Raw genomic sequence first — 16,305 nt, forward strand, 5'->3', positions numbered from 1 at the left:
TCGCCATGCCAGCCCGAGGAGGCCCGAAACATGTCAGTCCAGCGAACCTCTGGCGACGCCATCGACCGGCGCGTCCGCTTGCTGGGTCAGCCGGTCGACGAGTTCCCGGAGCTGGCGCCGGGCAGCGAGCACGGCCGCATCCTTCGGATCACCGAGGCCGGCGAGACGATCCTGAGCCGCCGCTGCCAGGACGTGACCGAAGTCGGCACCCCTGAGCTCGAGCAGTTGATCGCCGACATGTTCGCGACCATGTACGCGGCACAGGGCGTCGGCCTCGCCGCCAACCAGGTCGATGTCGACCTGCGCCTGTTCGTCTACGACTGCCCGGACGACGACGGCATCCGCCACGTCGGGCACATCCTGAATCCGGACATCGAGCTGCCCGCCGACGGCTCACGCCGGCTCGTGGAGGCCGTGGAGGGCTGCCTGTCCGTGCCGGGTGCAGGGCATTCCGTCGCCCGTCCGGATTGGGCGGTGGCGCACGGCATCGACCTGCACGGCAATCCGATTCGCATCGCCGGGACCGGCTACTTCGCCCGTTGCCTGCTGCACGAGACGGACCACGTCGACGGGACGCTCTATATCGACCGGCTCAGCAAGCGCAACCGCCGGGCGGTGATGCAGGAGATGAGCGTGAATAGGGACCAGGTCCTGGCCGAACGTGCTGCCCGAGCGACGGCTATGGGCAAGGAGCCGGCTGAGGCCCGGCCCTGGTCAGCGGTGTCGTCGAAGGACCCCAGTGTCAGTTGAGACCCGGGCGTGGCGAGCCGGAGGTGTGCTGGCGCCGGTCCCGACCAGACCCGGTGTCCAGCGGGCCGAACCGACCCCGGCCCACTGAGTGGACCGCGCCGCGCCCCGATGGGAGACCAAGAGACTGGGCTCAGCGGCGCGGTCACACTCGTCGTGGCGGGGTCACGCGGAGTTGCGCCACTTGCGACCGTGGCGGCCGATGAGCCGGTCGGCGTCGGTCGGGCCCCAGGAGGCGGCCTCGTAGGTGGGGATCGGTGAGTGGTCCTTCGCCCAGTTGTCGATGATCGGGTCGACGATCCGCCAGCACTGTTGCACCTCGTCACTGCGGATGAACAGCGACGCGTCACCGATCAGCGCGTCCAGAAGCAGGCGCTCGTACGCCTCCGGAGACTCCTCGGCGAACGTCTGGTCGTAGGAGAACTCCATCGTGGCGGTGCGGACCCGGAAGGAGTGGCCCGGGACTTTGGCGCCGAAGCGCAGCGAGATGCCTTCGTTCGGCTGGATCCGCAGGATCAGCGCGTCGGCGTCGAGGCCGGTGAGCTGGTCGGTCGGGATCGGCAGGTGCGGCGGCCGCTGGAACTGCAGTGCCACCTCGGTGAGCCGGGCCGGGAGGCGCTTGCCGGTGCGGACGTAGAACGGAACCCCGGCCCAGCGCCAGTTGTCCACGTTGAGCCGCATGGCGGCGTAGGTCTCGGTCCGCGACAGGGGGTCGACTCCGGTCTCCTCGCGGTAGCCGGCCATCAGCTCCTCACGGGTGCCGCCCCGGGTGTACTGTCCCCGGACCGCGGCCTCGGCGATGTCCCGGTCGGTGGGGAGTCGGATCGCCTGCAGCAGCTTCACCTTCTCGTTGCGCAGGCCCTCAGCCTCGAATGAGGCCGGTGGCTCCATCAGTGCCAGCGCGAGCACCTGGAGTACGTGGTTCTGCACGATGTCCCGCATCGCGCCGGCGTCCTCGTAGAAGCCGCCGCGGCTGCCGACGCCGAGGGTCTCGGCGACGGTGATCTGCACGTGGTCGACCCAGGAGCGATCCCAGATGGGTTGGAAGATCGAGTTCGCGAAGCGCAGCGCCAGCACGTTCTGGACGGTGTCCTTGCCCAGGTAGTGATCGATGCGGAAGACCTGGTGCTCGTCGAACGCGCTGTGCACGACGCCGTCGAGCTCGCGGGCGGTGACCAGGTCGCGCCCGTACGGCTTCTCGATGACCAAACGGGCGAAGGAGCCTTCGCGTGGCCGGTTGAGCCCGACACCGGCCAGTCCGTTGATCACCGGCTCGAAGGCCCCGGCCGGGGTGGACAGGTAGAAGAGCCGGTTGCCGGACGTGCCCCGCTGTGCGTCCAGCTCGTCGAGGGTCTCCACCAGTCGCTTGTAGGTATCCGGGTCGTCGTAGCCGCCGGCCACGTACCGCACGCCGCCCTGGAGCTGACGCTTACTGGCGAGGGTGCGTTCGCCGAGGACGCTCTCGGCGAACTGCTCGTCGGTCATCGACGTACGCGCGACGCCGACCAGCGCGAACTGGTCCGGGAGTCGCTCGTGCCGAGCCAGGCTCTCGACTGCGGGCAGCAGCTTGCGTCGGGTCAGGTCACCGGAGGCCCCGAAGATCACGAGCGTTGCCGGCGGGGCACTCCGCTCCTGGATGAGCTGAGGTGCGTGGTCCATGGTCTGCGTTCCTCCGGGCACAAGGGGTGTGGGATGGGGGTGCCGTACTGTCATGCCAGGGTTTGTGCGGGTATAGCGGTAGTGTCCGGGGCCACGCGGCGTGGCCCGTTGGTCGCGGACCTTGAGCGTCGCATGCCGGGCTGACGGGTAGGCGACTCGGTGACGATTCGGTGCGGTCTGCCGACCGACGAGGCGGTGGTAGGAATGAGACGCGCCTTCGCCGGCGGCCCGGATGTCCCGGCACGGGACATGCTTGACGCTCGCGTCCCACCACCTGCTTGACGGCCGCTCTGCGCAGCGGGTGAGGTTCGCTGAGGGTGTGACGACACGCGTTCGGCTACCCGAGCAGCGTCGCCGCCCCGGCCAGGGTGGCCAGCGACAGGGTCGTGGTCACCACCACCGCCCGGTTGACGATCGTTTCGCCGACGCCGTACTCCTGGCTGTAGATGAATGTGTTCTGCGCTGTCGGCAGGCCCGCGCACACCACCACGGCGAGCAACTGCGGCGCGGACAGGTGCAAGGCCAGCCCGGCCGCGTACGCGATGACCGGCTGTGCGATGAGCTTCAGCGCGGTGATCACGGCCAGCTCGGCCAGCCGGGTCGGCTCTGCCCGCGACGGCACCGTGTGGTGCAGTGACGCGCCGAGCGCGACGAGGGCGGCTGGAACCGCGGCGCCCGACAGCAGGGTGAGCGACGCGTCGGCTGCCGACGGCAGACGCAGGCCGGCAGCCGAGCACGCGACACCGAGCAGCGACGCCAGGATCACCGGGTTGCGTACCGGCAGGGAGGCGATCCGGCGGACTCGTACCCGCCCGGCCGGGTTGCTGTGCCGGTCCAGGGCGGCCAGGATCACGGGTGTCACCACCAGCACCTGCAGCAGCACCACCTCCGCCAGGAACGAGACGTCGCCGAGGATCTGCGCGGCGATCGGGATGCCGAGGTTCGCCGAGTTCACGTAGCCGGCGGCCATGCCCCAGATCGGCCGTTCGCCGGGTGTACGACCGAACAGCCGGCTCGCGCCGACCCACCCGAGCCCGACGACCCCGGCGGTGCTCACCGCGAAGGCGAGCAGCGAGCGGTCGGCGAACCCGGACACCGGCATTCGGGACAGGGCGAGGAACAGGGCGGACGGCATCGCGAGTTGGAACACGAATCGGCCGAGCACCGACGCCGCCGCCTCGCCCAGCAGGCCCCAACGACAGGCCGCGTAGCCGACCGCGGTGAGGACCCAGATCGGTACGAACGCCGACGCCAAGCTCATCCGGACCTACACGGCCGTCGCTGCGGACGTGGGGTTGTCGGAGAGTCAGATCAGGGCCGCGGCGAGAGCGCGGAACGCGTCGGCGGGGAACGTCGTGGCGTCGCCGCCGTTGAGCACCTGGATCGCCACCTCGTCCGCGCCTGCCTGGTAGTGCTTCTCCAGCCCGGCCGCCACCTTCTCGACGCTGCCCCAGGGGATCAGGGCGTCGATGAGGCGGTCGCTGCCGCCGCCGGCGAAGTCCTCGTCGGTCCAGCCGAATCGCCGCAGGTTGTTGGTGTAGTTCGGCAGCGCGAGGTAAAGGTGTGCGTACTGGCGGGCGGTGGCGCGGGCGGTGGTGGCGTCCGCGTCCAGGACCACCGCGACCTCGGGGGCGAGCAGCCGGTCGGGCCCGATCGCCGCCCGGGCCTCGACGGTGTGCTCGGCGGGGACGAAGTACGAGTGTGCCCCGGCGGAACGGTCGCGGGAGAGGTCGAGCATCCGCGGGCCCAGTGCGGCCAGGATGCGCTGCTCGGGCGAAATCCCGGCCGCGTCGAGGCCGTCGAGGTAATTCACCATTCTCGAGTACGGCTTGCGATAGTCGGTGCCGCTGCCTTCCACCAGCACCGCGTGGCTGGCACCGAGGCCGAGCAGGAACCGGCCGGGGTGCGCCAGCTGCGCGTCCTGGACGAACGCCGCCACGTCGGAGGGCGACGAGTGCCAGATGCTCACGATCCCGGACGCGACCCCGATGCGCGTCGTTCCGTCCAGGATCTCCCGGAAGCGCGGGGCGACGTTCTCTCCGAAGCCACCGGAGAACCAGATCCGTGAATAGCCGAGTTCTTCCAACTCGGTCGCGGCATCGACGGCAGCGCCGTGACTCTCGCTGGACAGGAAGAACGGTTGCCACACGCTGACGAGTCGTTGTGCCATACCGGAACCCTACGACCTGTCAGCCGTCGACGGCAGCGTCGCCGCGTGCGACGCCCGCCATAGGGCCGACTGCCCCGACGGGTGGCCTCCTCGTGGCGGGCGTCCGGTCAGACGTCGCGGCGCAACAGGGTGGTGACCGCCGCTGCCCAGGTCGAGGCCGAGCCACGGCTGCCGATGGCCGGCCGATGACGAGGGCGCGGGCTCAGACGATGCGACGCAGCGCCGCCTCCACCGCGTCGATGAGCGGATCACCCTCGGTCCGGGGGTGCCGGGCCAGACCGAACTCGACGTCCGGCAGGACGGGCAGGGCATTCGCGTCGCGGCAGATCATGACCGGCTCGAGGTTCGCGGGCATGAGCGCCGCGACGCCGAGCCCGGCCCGTACCGCGGCCAGCACCCCGACCAGGCTGTTGCTCTCGAAGGCCACCCGCCAACGCCGATCGGCGCGTTCCAGCGTGTCCAACACGGACGTACGCCAGGAGCACGGGTTGGAGAACAGCACCACCGGCAGCGGATCGGCGGCCACGTCCACACCCTGCCCGGTCGCCCAGACCAGCGGGGCGCGCACCGTCCAGCGCGGCGGCCCGGGAATGTCCGGAACCGCGTCCAGCACGAGTTGGACGCGGCCCGCGTCGTAGGCCTCCCGCATGGCGGCGTTGGAACAGCTGAGCACCTCCAGCGTCGCCCCGGGATGTAGCCGGGCAAGGTCGGCGAGGGCCTGCGTGAGTTGCGAGGCGGCGAGGTCTTCGAGCAACCCGACGCCGCAGTGGCCGGTGAGCGCGCCTCCGGTTTCGGCGAGTGCCTGGGCGGCGAGCGAGAGGATGCGTTCGGCGTACGGCAGGAGTTCCTCGCCCGCCCGGGTCGGCGAGACACCGGACGACGACCGGTGCAGCAGCGGACGGCCGACGATGCTCTCGAGCTTGCGCAACTGCTGGCTGAGACCGGGCTGACTGTGCCCGAGGGCGGTCGCGGCGCGGCTGATGCTGCCCTCCCGCACGGCGGCGACGAACGACCGTAGGAGGGCGGTCTCCAGATCCCTGGCCATAAGCATTGATTATGCCGACCTCAACAAGTTGGCGTCTTCTTATGGGGCGCCAGCGGAATTAGCGTCATGTGGGTGACCGGATATCGCCAGGTGCTCGCCGTGCCAGGGATGGCACAACTGCTGGGCGTCTCCCTGGTCGCCCGCACCGCGATCACTGCGGACGTGATGGCGCTGACCCTCTTCGTCGTCCTCGGCCTGGAGTTGACCTATGCGGCGGCGGGTGGTGTGGCGGCGGCCCTGACCGCCGGAGTGGCGCTGGGCGGACCACTGCTCGGTCGCTTGGTCGACTCGCGGGGCCTGCGCTTCGTCCTGCTGCTGACCGTCACCGTGCAGGTCGTCTTCTGGCTGAGCGTGCCGGTCCTGCCGTACGGGCTCCTGCTGGGAGCCGGCTTCGTAGCGGGGCTGCTGATGGTGCCGGCCCAGGCGCTGAACAGACAGGCGATCGCCGCGATGACGACGCCGGAGCAGCGGCGGCCCGCGTTCGCGCTGGAATCGGTGCAGGGCGAGCTGTCGTACATCGTGGGGCCGGCGGTGGTGATCGTGGGCGCGGCCGCGGTGTCCCCGACGTGGTGGCGTGGGGGGTCGGCGCCGCGATCCTGGCCGGCGGCGTCGGTATCGCCGTGCTCAACCCGCCCCTGCACGCCGAGGACGAGGCGGCCGCCGCCGCGGCGGAACGCCCCCCACGGAGGCAGTGGCTCAGCGCCGAGATGATCGCCGCACTGACCATGGCATTCGGGACGACGACGCTGCTCAGCGGCGTCGACCTCGCCATCGTCGCCACGTTGCGGGAGGCAGGTCAGGTGTCCTGGGCCGCCGTCGTCGTCGTGGTGCTCGGCGTGTCGTCCGTCATCGGCGGACTGACCTACGGCGCGCTGACCCGACCACTGCCCACCTGGCTGCTGCTCGGTCTGCTCGGGCTCGTGACGATTCCCGCCGGGCTGGCCCGCGACTGGCCCTGGCTGTGTGTGGCCGTCGTCGGTAGCGGGTTACTCACCGCGCCGACCCTCGGCCGGGTGGCCGATGCGGTGAGCCGGCTGGCGCCACCCGAGGTGCGGGGTGAGGCCATCGGTCTGCAGTCGTCGGCGCAGAGCGCCGGGTTCGCGCTCGGAGCCCCGCTCGTCGGCGTGGCGATCGACCTCTCCGTGCCGGCAGGCGGTTTCGCGGCGGCCGGGCTTGCCGGCCTCACCGCCGCGGTGACCGGATATCTCCTGGCCCGCCGGTCGCCCGCGCGGACGGCGGTGCTCCATCACCCCGGTCCGGCAGATCTCGGATATTGAGCGGAGTGTGACCCTCGGCGGTGTGTCGAGGGCGACTGCGGTGCCTGGTCTCATCGGGCAGGATCGTCGCATGGTCAGCATCAGCCAGGAGTCCCGTGACGAGACCGAGCAGCGGCTTCGGCGGGTGATCGCGGCCGCGGAACTGGTCGTGTTCGATGGTGAGTGGGCGTTCTTCGAGGCGCCGCTTGATCAGCCACCGGCCTTGACGGCTGACCTGCTGGCCGTGGTGCGGGACGAGGATCGGTGGTCGTGGCTGGCGCCGGGCGGCGGGACCGACGGTGAGCACTTCGCGGTGTTCTCGTTCCACTTCCCGCCCGACCTGGACAACAGCGGGTTCGTCGGATGGTTGGCCACGGAGTTCAAACGCCGGATGGGCACGGGTGTGTTCGTCATCTGCGGGCACAACAGCGCCCGCGGTGGCATCTACGACTACTGGGGTTGCCCGGCGCAACTCCGCACCGAGGCTGTACGGGTTCTTCGTGAGCTGCGCGCCGTCCGCTAGACAGAGCCGGCTGGGCGGCTTGCCGCTATGACATAGATGAGATTACATGTCTTGCGTGATCTCAGGTATGAAGGCCGAAGGCACGTCTCGGTGCTGATTCCTGAGAAGGAGCGACGGATGAAACATGCCCTGCGCCGCCTACGAACGGGGGCGGTCGCGATCGCTGCCTGCACACTCGGGCTGAGCCTCCTGTCGGTACCCGCCGCCGAGGCGTACTCGGTCGCCCCTCTCGTGCCACGATCCGAGCGGGCACCGGAATCGAACCAGTTCTCGGCAGAGGGCGTGACCACGATCGGTGAACTCCGCACCGTCGACAGCCTCCTGTCCTACGCTCCCGACGGTGGAACGCAGATCATCCAGCACCCCGGCGCCACCTACGTCAAGGTGCACTTCAGCTCACTGCGACTGGCCCAGGGCGACTACGTCACCGTGTCGAGTCGCGACGGCAAGGAGAGCTACCGGTACGACCGCCACCTGAACCGGGCGACCGGTTCGGACTACACCACCGACGGGCAGCCGGGTTTCTGGGCGATGTCGGTGGAGGGCGACACGGCCGTGGTGACACTGCACAGCAGCCGCCCCGCACGTGGCAGTGCCGCCACCATCGACCGGTTCTGGCGCGGATACGACCGCGCGGAGATCGCCGCGCACAACTTCTCCACCCAGTCCGTGTGCAGCACCGACGCCCGCCGGGACGTGGTCTGCTACCAGAACAGCCACCCGACCGAGTACGCCCGCGGCAGGGCGGTGGCGCGCCTGCTGATCAGCGGCGGTGGACTGTGCACCACCTGGCGGGTCGGCGACACCAACCGGATGCTGACGAACAAGCACTGCTTCTCGACGCAGTCCGCCGTGAGTGGCAGCGAGATGCAGTTCAACTACCAGTGCGCCACCTGCGGCGGCGCGAATCCCGGTGCCGGCACCAAGGTCAGCGGTGCCACTCTCTACCGGGTGAGCAGCGGTGGTTCCAGTCAATTGGACTACGCCCTGTTCTCGGTCAACAACTTCGCCGCCATCCAGGGATTCGGCACGCTGTACCTGGCGACTACCGCCACCAGCAACGGCACCCGGATCTACATCCCCGGGCACGGCGACGGCAGCCCGAAGCGGCTGTCGATCTTCGAGGACACCCAGAACGGCACGACCTGCGCCGTCCGCAACGCGAACTACAACACCTACAACATCAGCTACAGCTGTGACACCTCCGGCGGCAACTCGGGTTCACCCGTACTCAACGCCAGCCACCGGGTGATCGCCCTGCACCACCTCGGCGGTTGCCCGTCCAACCAGGGCGCGAAGGCGCACCTGATCTACAACGAGATCGCCAGCCTGATCGACAACGGCTGAGACGTGGGCCGCCGATGCGCGCTCTGCGCCTCGGCGGCCCATCCCCCACAAGGTTGGGACAGCTACCTTCGGTGCGCGTGTGTCACTGTCCTGACCCTTCGGTCGTCCTGGGCCACCGGGCCGGACCGCCAGTGAAGCCATCGAGGTGTCGGCGTGGCCGACCGGTCCGACAAGGGGCCTCGACGAGTGGGTTTCGGCGGCCGAAGAGCCTCGGATGGAAGGCGCGTCACCGCATAGCGGTGGCCGGGGACGCGCTCGCGTTCTCCGCGGACGGGCGCCGACTGTGGTGCATGCCGTGCCGGTTCGCGTACCCGCCGACCTTCTCTCCCGGCGCCGGCGACAGGTCGCTCTGACAGTGGGGACGGTTCTCGTCTTCGTCGTCATCCCACTCGTCGAGCCGCTCGCGTAGGTCATCGCGGAGCAGGTCGGCGTATCGGTGCTCGCGGACCTGCTCGGGTTACACCGCACACGGAACCGGCAGGTACATGTCGCTGATCACCGGCGGCTCGGGAGGCGCTTCGAGCAGTCGACCGAGGGCTGAACTGCCGCGCCAGTGGAGAAGGACGCAAGGGCTGTAGTGCCGGTCCGAGTGGTCCACCGGGCACCACGACACCTGCAGCAGGTCGGTGCCGCCCGTACCGGCGTAGTCCGGGATGTCCTGGCGGTACAGCTGCGCGACCGCTCCCAACCGGCCGAGCCGTCGCATCCGGCTCCGTCTAGGCCACTCGTCGCGCTAGGCCACCGGGTTGTGTGGCTTTATGTGGCCCTTCCCTTGACTTTCCTCGTAGTCGGGCGTAAACACAGCACAAGCAAAGCGAAACGGCGGTGAAACAACAACATGTACGCCGAAGAACGACAGCAGGAGATCCTTCGCCTCGCCCGCGAGGTGGGCCGGGTCGAGGTGGCCGGCTTGGCCGACGGGCTCAACGTGACATCGGAGACCATCCGCCGCGACCTCACCATCCTGGAGCGGGCAGGGGTGCTGCGCCGAGTCCACGGTGGAGCGATCCCGGTCGAACGGCTCGGGTTCGAGCCCGCGCTGGCGGCGCGTGACGCGGTGCTCATCGAGGAGAAGGAGCGCATCGCCAAGCTCGCCCTGAGGGAGGTGCCGGAGGAGGGAGCGATCATTCTCGACGCCGGCACCACGACCGCCCGGCTGGCCCAACTCTTGCCGGTCGACCGAGAGTTGACCGTCGTGGTCAACTCGCCGGTCATCGCCACGACCCTCAGTACCTACGCCAACCTCAACGTCCTGCTGTTGGGTGGACGGGTCCGCGGGAGGACGCTGGCGACCGTCGACGACTGGGCGCTGACGCCGTTGGCGAACCTCTACGTCGACGTCGCGTTCGTCGGGACCAACGGCATCTCGGTCGAGCGTGGACTGACCACCCCCGACCCGTCCGAGGCGGCGGTGAAGCGGGCGATGGTCCGATCGGCCCGTCGCACGGTGGTGGTCGCCGATCACACGAAGCTCGGCAACGACTATCTGGCCAGGTTCGCCGAACTGGCCGACGTCGACCTGCTCATCACCGACAGCCGTGCCGACCCCGACCTGGTCGGTGACCTGGAGACTGCGGGCGTTCGGGTGGTACGCGCATGAGAGCGGGCCGGGCATGATCGTCACCGTCACCCTCAACCCCAGCCTCGACCGGGCCGTGGAGGTCGACTCACTCAACCGGGGCGAGGTCATCCGGGCTGCCGCGGCTCACCTCGATCCGGGTGGCAAGGGCGTCAACGTGTCCCGTGCCCTGCTGGCCAACGGGGTGCCGTCGGTGGCGGTGTTGCCGTCCGGCGGTGACGAGGGCAACCAGCTCATCCGCCTGCTCGAGGCGGAAGGTGTGGAAGTCCTCGCCGTGCCGATCTCCGGCCGGACCCGTTCCAACATCACCCTGGCCGAGCCCGACGGCACGGTCACCAAGATCAACGAGCCCGGCCCGGCCCTGTGCCGCGCCGAGTTCGACGAGGTGATCGACCGCGTGCTCGCCCGCGCCGGCGGCGCCGACTGGGTCGTGCTGTGCGGCAGCGTCCCGCCCGGCCTGCCCGCCGACGCCTACGCTCAGTTGTGCCGGAAGCTGCGCGCGGCCGGCGTCCGGGTCGCCGTCGACACCAGCGGTCCTGCCCTGCGCGAGGCCGCCCTGGCCGGGGCGACCCTACTCAAGCCCAACCGCGACGAACTGGCCGACGTGGTCGACACCCCGCTGAAGGACCTCGGCGACGTGGTCGATGCCGCCCAGTGCCTGCGGGCATGGGGAGCCGGCACCGTCCTGGCCAGCCTCGGCGCTGACGGCGCTGTCCTGGTCGACGCCGAAGGGGTCCGCACCGGCACCTGTCCGGTCGCCCGGCCCCGGAGCACCGTCGGCGCCGGCGATGCGCTGCTCGCCGGGTTCCTCGCCGCGGGCGCGCAGGGTGCCGCCGCCCTCGCCGAGGGCCTGGCCTGGGGCGCCGCCGCGGTGAGCCTGCCCGGTAGCCGGATGCCGGGCCCAGCGGACCTGTTCCGCCACGACGTCACCATCCACCCCTAGCCGGACGAGCTTCCTCCCCCGAGGCCGTCTGGACCGCCCCTCATCAAGGAGAACCCCCGTGACCTCCTCCTACACCCCAGAGGTAAAGGGCCAGGGCCTCAAAGCCACAGTGCAACGCCTCGGCGGCTACCTGGCCGCGATGGTCATGCCCAACATCGGCGCGTTCATCGCCTGGGGCCTGATCACCGCACTGTTCATCCCGACCGGCTGGATCCCCAACAAGACCCTGGCCGAGTTGGTCGGCCCGATGATCAGCATCCTGCTGCCGGTGCTCATCGGCTACACCGGCGGCCGGCTGGTCCACGGCCAGCGCGGTGCCGTCGTCGGCGCGGTGGCGACCATGGGCCTCGTCGTCGGCGCGGATGTGCCGATGATCCTCGGCGCGATGCTCATCGGGCCGCTCACCGCCTATCTCCTCAAGCTCTTCGACGGCCTGATCGAAAACAAGATCCGTCCCGGCTTCGAGATGCTTGTCGACAACTTCAGCGCGGGCATCATCGGCGCCGCGATGGCCATCGGCGGTGTCTACGGCATCGGCCCCGTGGTCGAATGGCTCACCAAGCAGGCCGGCTCGGGCGTCGACTGGCTCGTCGGCAAGGACCTGCTGCCGCTGACCTCGGTGCTCGTCGAACCCGCCAAGGTGCTCTTCCTCAACAACGCCATCAACCATGGCGTGTTCGGCCCGCTGGGCATCGCCGAGGCGGCCGACAAGGGTAGATCGGTCCTGTTCATGATCGAGTCGAATCCCGGCCCCGGCCTCGGTCTACTGCTCGCCTTCATGATCTTCGGTCCTCGCGCGCTGCGTCCCAGTGCCCCGGCCGCGATCATCGTGCAGTTCCTCGGCGGCATCCACGAGATCTACTTCCCGTACGTGCTGATGAAGCCGAAGCTGATCCTCGCCATGATCGCCGGGGGTGCGGCCGGCGTCGGCACCTTCGTGATCACCGGTGCGGGCCTGGTCGCCACCCCCTCGCCGGGCAGCATCTTCGCGTACCTCGCGGTCACCCCCAAGGGCAGCCACTTCGGAGTCATCCTCGGCGTCGTGATCGCCGCTGCCGTCACCTTCGCGGTCGCCTCGGCCCTGCTCGGCTTCGGTCGCGGCGAGCCCGCCGCAGACGCTGTCGGCCCTGACGAGGAGGCGGTCGTCCGCCCAGACGAGGAACGGGCCGGCCACCCCGACGAGACCCTCGACAAGTCGGCCAAGCAGGAGGTCTGAACATGTCCACAATCAACGGCAGTGAGATCAAGAAAGTGGTCGTCGCCTGCGACGCCGGCATGGGCAGCAGCGTGATGCTGGCCAGTCAACTTCGGCGGCAACTGGCGAAGAACGCGGTGACCGTCGAGCACACACCGGTCAACTCGATCCCCGCCGACGCAGACGTGGTCATCTGCCACCAGGGGCTCGCCGCGCGGGCCCGGGTCAGCGCGCCCGACACGGTGATCGTGCCGATCCAGGTGTTCATCGGCGACCCGGCCGTCACCAGAGTGGTGAACGCGGTGCAGCGCGGCGGTGAGCTGAGTGGCTGAACTACTGGCCCGCAACGCGATCCGGCTCGACGAGCGGGCCGGATCGCGGGAGGAGGCGATCAGCCGCTGCGGCGCGGTACTCGTCGAGGTCGGCGCGGTCGCCCCGGCGTACGTGGACGCGATGCTCGCCCGCGAGCAGAGCGTCTCCACCTACATCGGGGAGGGCGTCGCCATCCCGCACGGCACGCTGAACAGCAAGGAGTCAGTTCAGCGCGACGCCCTCGCGGTGCTGCGCTTCCCCGACGGCGTCGACTGGGACGGCTTCGACGTGCGGGTCTGCGTCGCCATCGCCGCGGCCGGCGACGGGCACGTGGACATCCTCGCCCAGCTCGCCTCGGTGCTGATGGATCCGGTGCAGGCGCAGCGGCTCCGAGAGTCGACGAGCGCCGATGACGTGATCACTATCCTCGAAGGGAAGCCCTCGTGAAGGTTGTCCGATTCCACGCACCCGGTGACGTCCGCATCGAGGACGCACCCGAGCCCACGCCGGGCCCCGCCGAGGTGAAGATCCGCGTCCGCGCGTGCTCCACCTGCGGCACCGACGTGAAGATCTCCCGCTTCGGCCACCACCACATCGCCCCGCCGCGCGTCATGGGTCACGAGATCGCCGGCGAGATCACCGACGTCGGTGGCGACGTGACGGGCTGGCAGCCGGGCGAGCGGGTTCAGGTCATCGCCGCCATCCCGTGCGGCACGTGCGCCGAGTGCCGGCGCGGCCGGATGACCGTGTGCCCCAACCAGGTGTCGATGGGATACCACTTCGACGGCGGGTTCGCCGAATACCTGGTCGTGCCGCACAACGTCCTCGCCGTCGACGGGCTCAACCGGATCCCCGAAGGGCTCAGCTTCGCCGAGGCCTCCGTCGCCGAGCCCCTCGCCTGCGTCCTCAACGGCCAGAACCTCGCCGGCGTGGGGGAGGGCGACGACGTGGTCGTCGTGGGCTCCGGGCCGATCGGCTGCCTGCATGTGCGCCTGGCCCGCTCACGCGGCGCTGCCCGGGTGTTCCTCGTCGACCTCAACCGCGAACGCCTCGACCTGGCCGCGAACCTCGTCCAGCCGGACGCGGCGATCTGCGGCGCCGAGACCGACGTCGTCGACGCGGTACTCAAGCTCACCGAGGGCCGGGGTGCCGACGTCGTCATCACCGCCACGGCCGCCGGCATCGCCCAGGAGCAGGCGGTGCAGATGTCCGCGCGGCAGGGCCGGATCAGCTTCTTCGGCGGGCTGCCGAAGGACAAGCCTGTCATCTCCCTGGACTCCAACCTCGTGCACTACCGCGAACTGACCATCGTCGGTGCCAACGGCTCCAGCCCGGAGCACAACAAGGAGGCGCTGCGACTCATCGCCGACGGCTCCGTGCCGGTCGCCGACCTCATCACCCACCGCCTACCGCTCGACCGGGCCCTCGACGCCTTCGGCATCGTGGCGCGCGGCGAAGCGATCAAGGTGACGATCGAGCCTTAGGAGGATCCGTTGCCCACCAGAACAGTCCTCGTCGGCTCCGCCAGCGGGCTGCACGCCCGCCCGGCGGCGCTGTTCGTCGCCGAGGCGGCGAAGCAGCCGGTGCTGGTCACCATCCGCACCGGCGACAAGAAACCCGTACCGGCCCGCAGCATGCTCGCCGTGCTGTCGCTCGGCGCCAAGAAGGGCACCGAGGTCACCCTGGAGGCCGACGGCGACGACGCGCAGGCCGCCGTCGACACCCTGGCCGACCTCCTCGAACGTGATCTGGACGCCGTCGATGCGTGAACTACGGGGGATCGGGGCCAGCCCCGGTCGTGCGGCGGGGCCGGTCTACCGGCTGGCTCCGCCCCCGGTCCTGCCGCCGGCGGTGGAGGTCGTCGATCCCGCCGCCGAGAAGACGGCCGTCCGGGCCGCGGTCCTCGCCGTCGCCGCCGACCTGACCCGTCGCGCCGACACCGCCCTGGACGCGACCGCCGCCGAGGTCCTGCGTGCGCAGGTCATGATGGTGCAGGACGAGACGCTCGTCGACGCGGCCGACATCGCCATCGACGGCGGTGCGGACGCGCCGCACGCGATCACCGACGTGCTCGCCGAGCACCGGGCGGCCTTCGAAGCCGCGGGCGGATACCTCGCCGAACGGGTCAGCGACCTGGACGATCTGCGGGACCGGCTCGTCGCGGCGTGCCTCGGGCAGCCGATGCCGGGCGTGCCGGACCCGGGACATCCGTACCTGCTCATCGCCCGCCTGGCACCCGCCGACACCGCCGGCCTCGAACCGGCCCTGGTGCTGGGATTGGTCACGGCCGAGGGCGGGCCGACCAGCCACACCGCGATCCTGGCCCGGACACTCGGTATCCCGGCCGTGGTCCGCTGCGCGGACATCCTGGACGTGAACGACGGCGCGTTTGCCAGTCTCGACGGCGCGAGCGGCGTCGTGGTGGCCGGCGTCTCCGCGCAGACGGTGGCCACCGTCAACGCGGACCGGGTCGCGGAGATCGAACGCCGCGCCCGCTCCCACGGCCCGGGGCGGACCGCGGACGGGCATCCCGTCGCGCTACTGGCCAACATCGGCTCCGCCCGGGACCTCACCGGCGAGGTGGAAGGCGTCGGTCTGTTCCGCACCGAGCTGCTCTACCTCGACCGTAGCGACCCGCCGTCGCACGACGAACAGGTCGCCGCGTACCGCGACGTCTTCGCCGCGCTGCCCGGCCGCAAGATCGTCGTACGCACCCTCGACGCCGGCGCCGACAAGCCGCTGCCGTTCCTGCGTCTGGCCGACGAACCCAACCCCGCGCTGGGCATCCGCGGTCTGCGCGTCTCGCGGCAGACACCTTCCGTGCTCAGCACGCAGTTGGCCGCGATAGCGGCGGCGGCTGCCGCGACGGACGCCGACGTGTGGGTGATGGCGCCGATGGTCGCCACGGCGGCGGAGGCGGCGGCGTTCGCTGAGTCCTGCCGTGAGCATGGCCTGCCGACCGCCGGCGTGATGATCGAGGTGCCGGCGGCGGCCCTGCGCGCCAGCCAGGTGCTGCGCCACGCGGACTTCCTCAGCATCGGCACCAACGACCTCAGCCAGTACACGTTCGCTGCGGACCGCATGTGCGGCGACATCGCCGACCTGCTCGACCCGTGGCAGCCCGCGCTTATCACGCTCCTCGCCTCCTGCGCGGCAGCCGGCATCGAGGCGGGCAAGCCAGTCGGCGTGTGTGGAGAGTCCGCAGCGGATCCCGACTTCGCTCTTGTGCTGGCCGGACTGGGCATCACCAGCCTCTCCATGGCGCCCCGCAGCATTGCGGCGGTGCGCGAGTCCCTGGCCGCGCACACCCTGGACGAGTGCCGTCGGATCGCCGAGGCCGCCCTTGCCGCCCCCAGCCCGGAGGCGGGCCGGGCGGCGGCTGGTGCATTGCGCCGACCCCGGGTCGGCCAGGGAGTGTCAGCGCGGTGATCCGGTAACCGTGCGTACGACAGCCCCGAAGCGGCGGACACCCATGGACGCCGATTCCCGATAGTGTTCTCTATCACACTGTCCGTGCGTCCTGAGGGGT

General features: G+C 70.3%; 18 protein-coding genes. 13 read left to right on the forward strand and 5 right to left on the reverse strand.

The annotated features are described in order from the left end of the window. The first annotated feature begins 30 nt into the window (after positions 1-30). Positions 31-750: a peptide deformylase gene (gene def, locus O7616_RS17175; RefSeq protein WP_282302907.1), complete on the forward strand. Its 720-nt coding sequence runs from the start codon at positions 31-33 to the stop codon at positions 748-750. A gap of 162 nt (positions 751-912) precedes the next feature. On the opposite strand, the gene zwf is transcribed toward def, so the two are convergent. The 4 genes from zwf to O7616_RS17195 all read right to left on the reverse strand — a co-directional run bounded on the left by zwf (position 913) and on the right by O7616_RS17195 (position 5,621). Further along, positions 913-2,406 (reverse strand): glucose-6-phosphate dehydrogenase, encoded by a 1,494-nt coding sequence (zwf, locus tag O7616_RS17180; protein WP_282302909.1) that lies wholly within the window; start codon positions 2,404-2,406, stop codon positions 913-915. A 337-nt stretch (positions 2,407-2,743) separates the two neighbouring features. Then, complete coding sequence (locus tag O7616_RS17185; protein WP_282302911.1) at positions 2,744-3,667, reverse strand: AEC family transporter; 924 nt, start codon at positions 3,665-3,667, stop codon at positions 2,744-2,746. Positions 3,668-3,712: 45 nt separating this feature from the next. Then, on the reverse strand, positions 3,713-4,576 hold the full coding sequence (locus tag O7616_RS17190) for a TIGR03620 family F420-dependent LLM class oxidoreductase (protein ID WP_282302913.1): 864 nt from the start codon (positions 4,574-4,576) through the stop codon (positions 3,713-3,715). A 202-nt stretch (positions 4,577-4,778) separates the two neighbouring features. Next, entirely contained in the window at positions 4,779-5,621 is an 843-nt protein-coding gene (locus O7616_RS17195) for a LysR family transcriptional regulator (protein ID WP_282302915.1), read from the reverse strand. A gap of 72 nt (positions 5,622-5,693) precedes the next feature. Here O7616_RS17195 and O7616_RS17200 point away from each other — a divergent pair, with 72 nt between their 5' ends. From O7616_RS17200 to O7616_RS17215, 4 genes are all read left to right on the forward strand, one after another. Then, positions 5,694-6,332, forward strand: coding sequence for a hypothetical protein (locus tag O7616_RS17200; protein WP_282302916.1), 639 nt, complete (start codon positions 5,694-5,696; stop codon positions 6,330-6,332). Continuing rightward, positions 6,329-6,898, forward strand: coding sequence for an MFS transporter (locus O7616_RS17205; protein WP_282307659.1), 570 nt, complete (start codon positions 6,329-6,331; stop codon positions 6,896-6,898). The genes O7616_RS17200 and O7616_RS17205 overlap by 4 nt, the downstream gene beginning before the upstream one ends. A gap of 70 nt (positions 6,899-6,968) precedes the next feature. Then, a complete protein-coding gene (locus O7616_RS17210; RefSeq protein ID WP_282302918.1) occupies positions 6,969-7,400 on the forward strand; it encodes a DUF6196 family protein in 432 nt (143 codons plus the stop codon). Positions 7,401-7,517: 117 nt separating this feature from the next. Then, positions 7,518-8,747, forward strand: coding sequence for a serine protease (locus O7616_RS17215; protein WP_282302920.1), 1,230 nt, complete (start codon positions 7,518-7,520; stop codon positions 8,745-8,747). 457 nt (positions 8,748-9,204) lie between these two features. Here O7616_RS17215 and O7616_RS17220 read toward each other — a convergent pair whose 3' ends face one another. Next, positions 9,205-9,453 (reverse strand): hypothetical protein, encoded by a 249-nt coding sequence (locus O7616_RS17220; RefSeq protein WP_282302923.1) that lies wholly within the window; start codon positions 9,451-9,453, stop codon positions 9,205-9,207. 132 nt (positions 9,454-9,585) lie between these two features. On the opposite strand from O7616_RS17220, the gene O7616_RS17225 reads away from it, so the two are divergent. The 8 genes from O7616_RS17225 to ptsP are packed head-to-tail and all read left to right on the forward strand — an operon-like array spanning position 9,586 to position 16,205. After that, the gene (locus O7616_RS17225) at positions 9,586-10,347 is read left to right on the forward strand and encodes a DeoR/GlpR family DNA-binding transcription regulator (RefSeq protein WP_282302925.1); all 762 of its coding nucleotides are present in this window, start codon (positions 9,586-9,588) and stop codon (positions 10,345-10,347) included. A gap of 13 nt (positions 10,348-10,360) precedes the next feature. After that, complete coding sequence (gene pfkB, locus O7616_RS17230; protein WP_282307660.1) at positions 10,361-11,269, forward strand: 1-phosphofructokinase; 909 nt, start codon at positions 10,361-10,363, stop codon at positions 11,267-11,269. Positions 11,270-11,327: 58 nt separating this feature from the next. Further along, a complete protein-coding gene (locus O7616_RS17235; RefSeq protein ID WP_282302926.1) occupies positions 11,328-12,485 on the forward strand; it encodes a PTS mannitol transporter subunit IICB in 1,158 nt (385 codons plus the stop codon). Between the two features lie 2 nt (positions 12,486-12,487). Next, the gene (locus O7616_RS17240) at positions 12,488-12,796 is read left to right on the forward strand and encodes a PTS lactose transporter subunit IIB (protein ID WP_282302927.1); all 309 of its coding nucleotides are present in this window, start codon (positions 12,488-12,490) and stop codon (positions 12,794-12,796) included. Continuing rightward, positions 12,789-13,223, forward strand: a complete 435-nt coding sequence (locus O7616_RS17245) for a PTS sugar transporter subunit IIA (protein ID WP_282302928.1) — start codon at positions 12,789-12,791, stop codon at positions 13,221-13,223. The genes O7616_RS17240 and O7616_RS17245 overlap by 8 nt, the downstream gene beginning before the upstream one ends. Continuing rightward, positions 13,220-14,260: a zinc-dependent dehydrogenase gene (locus tag O7616_RS17250; RefSeq protein ID WP_282302930.1), complete on the forward strand. Its 1,041-nt coding sequence runs from the start codon at positions 13,220-13,222 to the stop codon at positions 14,258-14,260. The genes O7616_RS17245 and O7616_RS17250 overlap by 4 nt, the downstream gene beginning before the upstream one ends. Before the next feature lie 9 nt (positions 14,261-14,269). After that, the gene (locus O7616_RS17255; RefSeq protein ID WP_124778215.1) at positions 14,270-14,545 is read left to right on the forward strand and encodes an HPr family phosphocarrier protein; all 276 of its coding nucleotides are present in this window, start codon (positions 14,270-14,272) and stop codon (positions 14,543-14,545) included. Further along, entirely contained in the window at positions 14,538-16,205 is a 1,668-nt protein-coding gene (ptsP, locus tag O7616_RS17260) for a phosphoenolpyruvate--protein phosphotransferase (RefSeq protein WP_282302932.1), read from the forward strand. Before O7616_RS17255 ends, ptsP begins: the two co-directional genes overlap by 8 nt. The last annotated feature ends 100 nt before the right edge of the window (positions 16,206-16,305 follow it).

It is taken from the genome of Micromonospora sp. WMMD964, assembly GCF_029581455.1.
In the GTDB taxonomy this organism is placed as follows: Bacteria; Actinomycetota; Actinomycetes; order Mycobacteriales; family Micromonosporaceae; genus Micromonospora.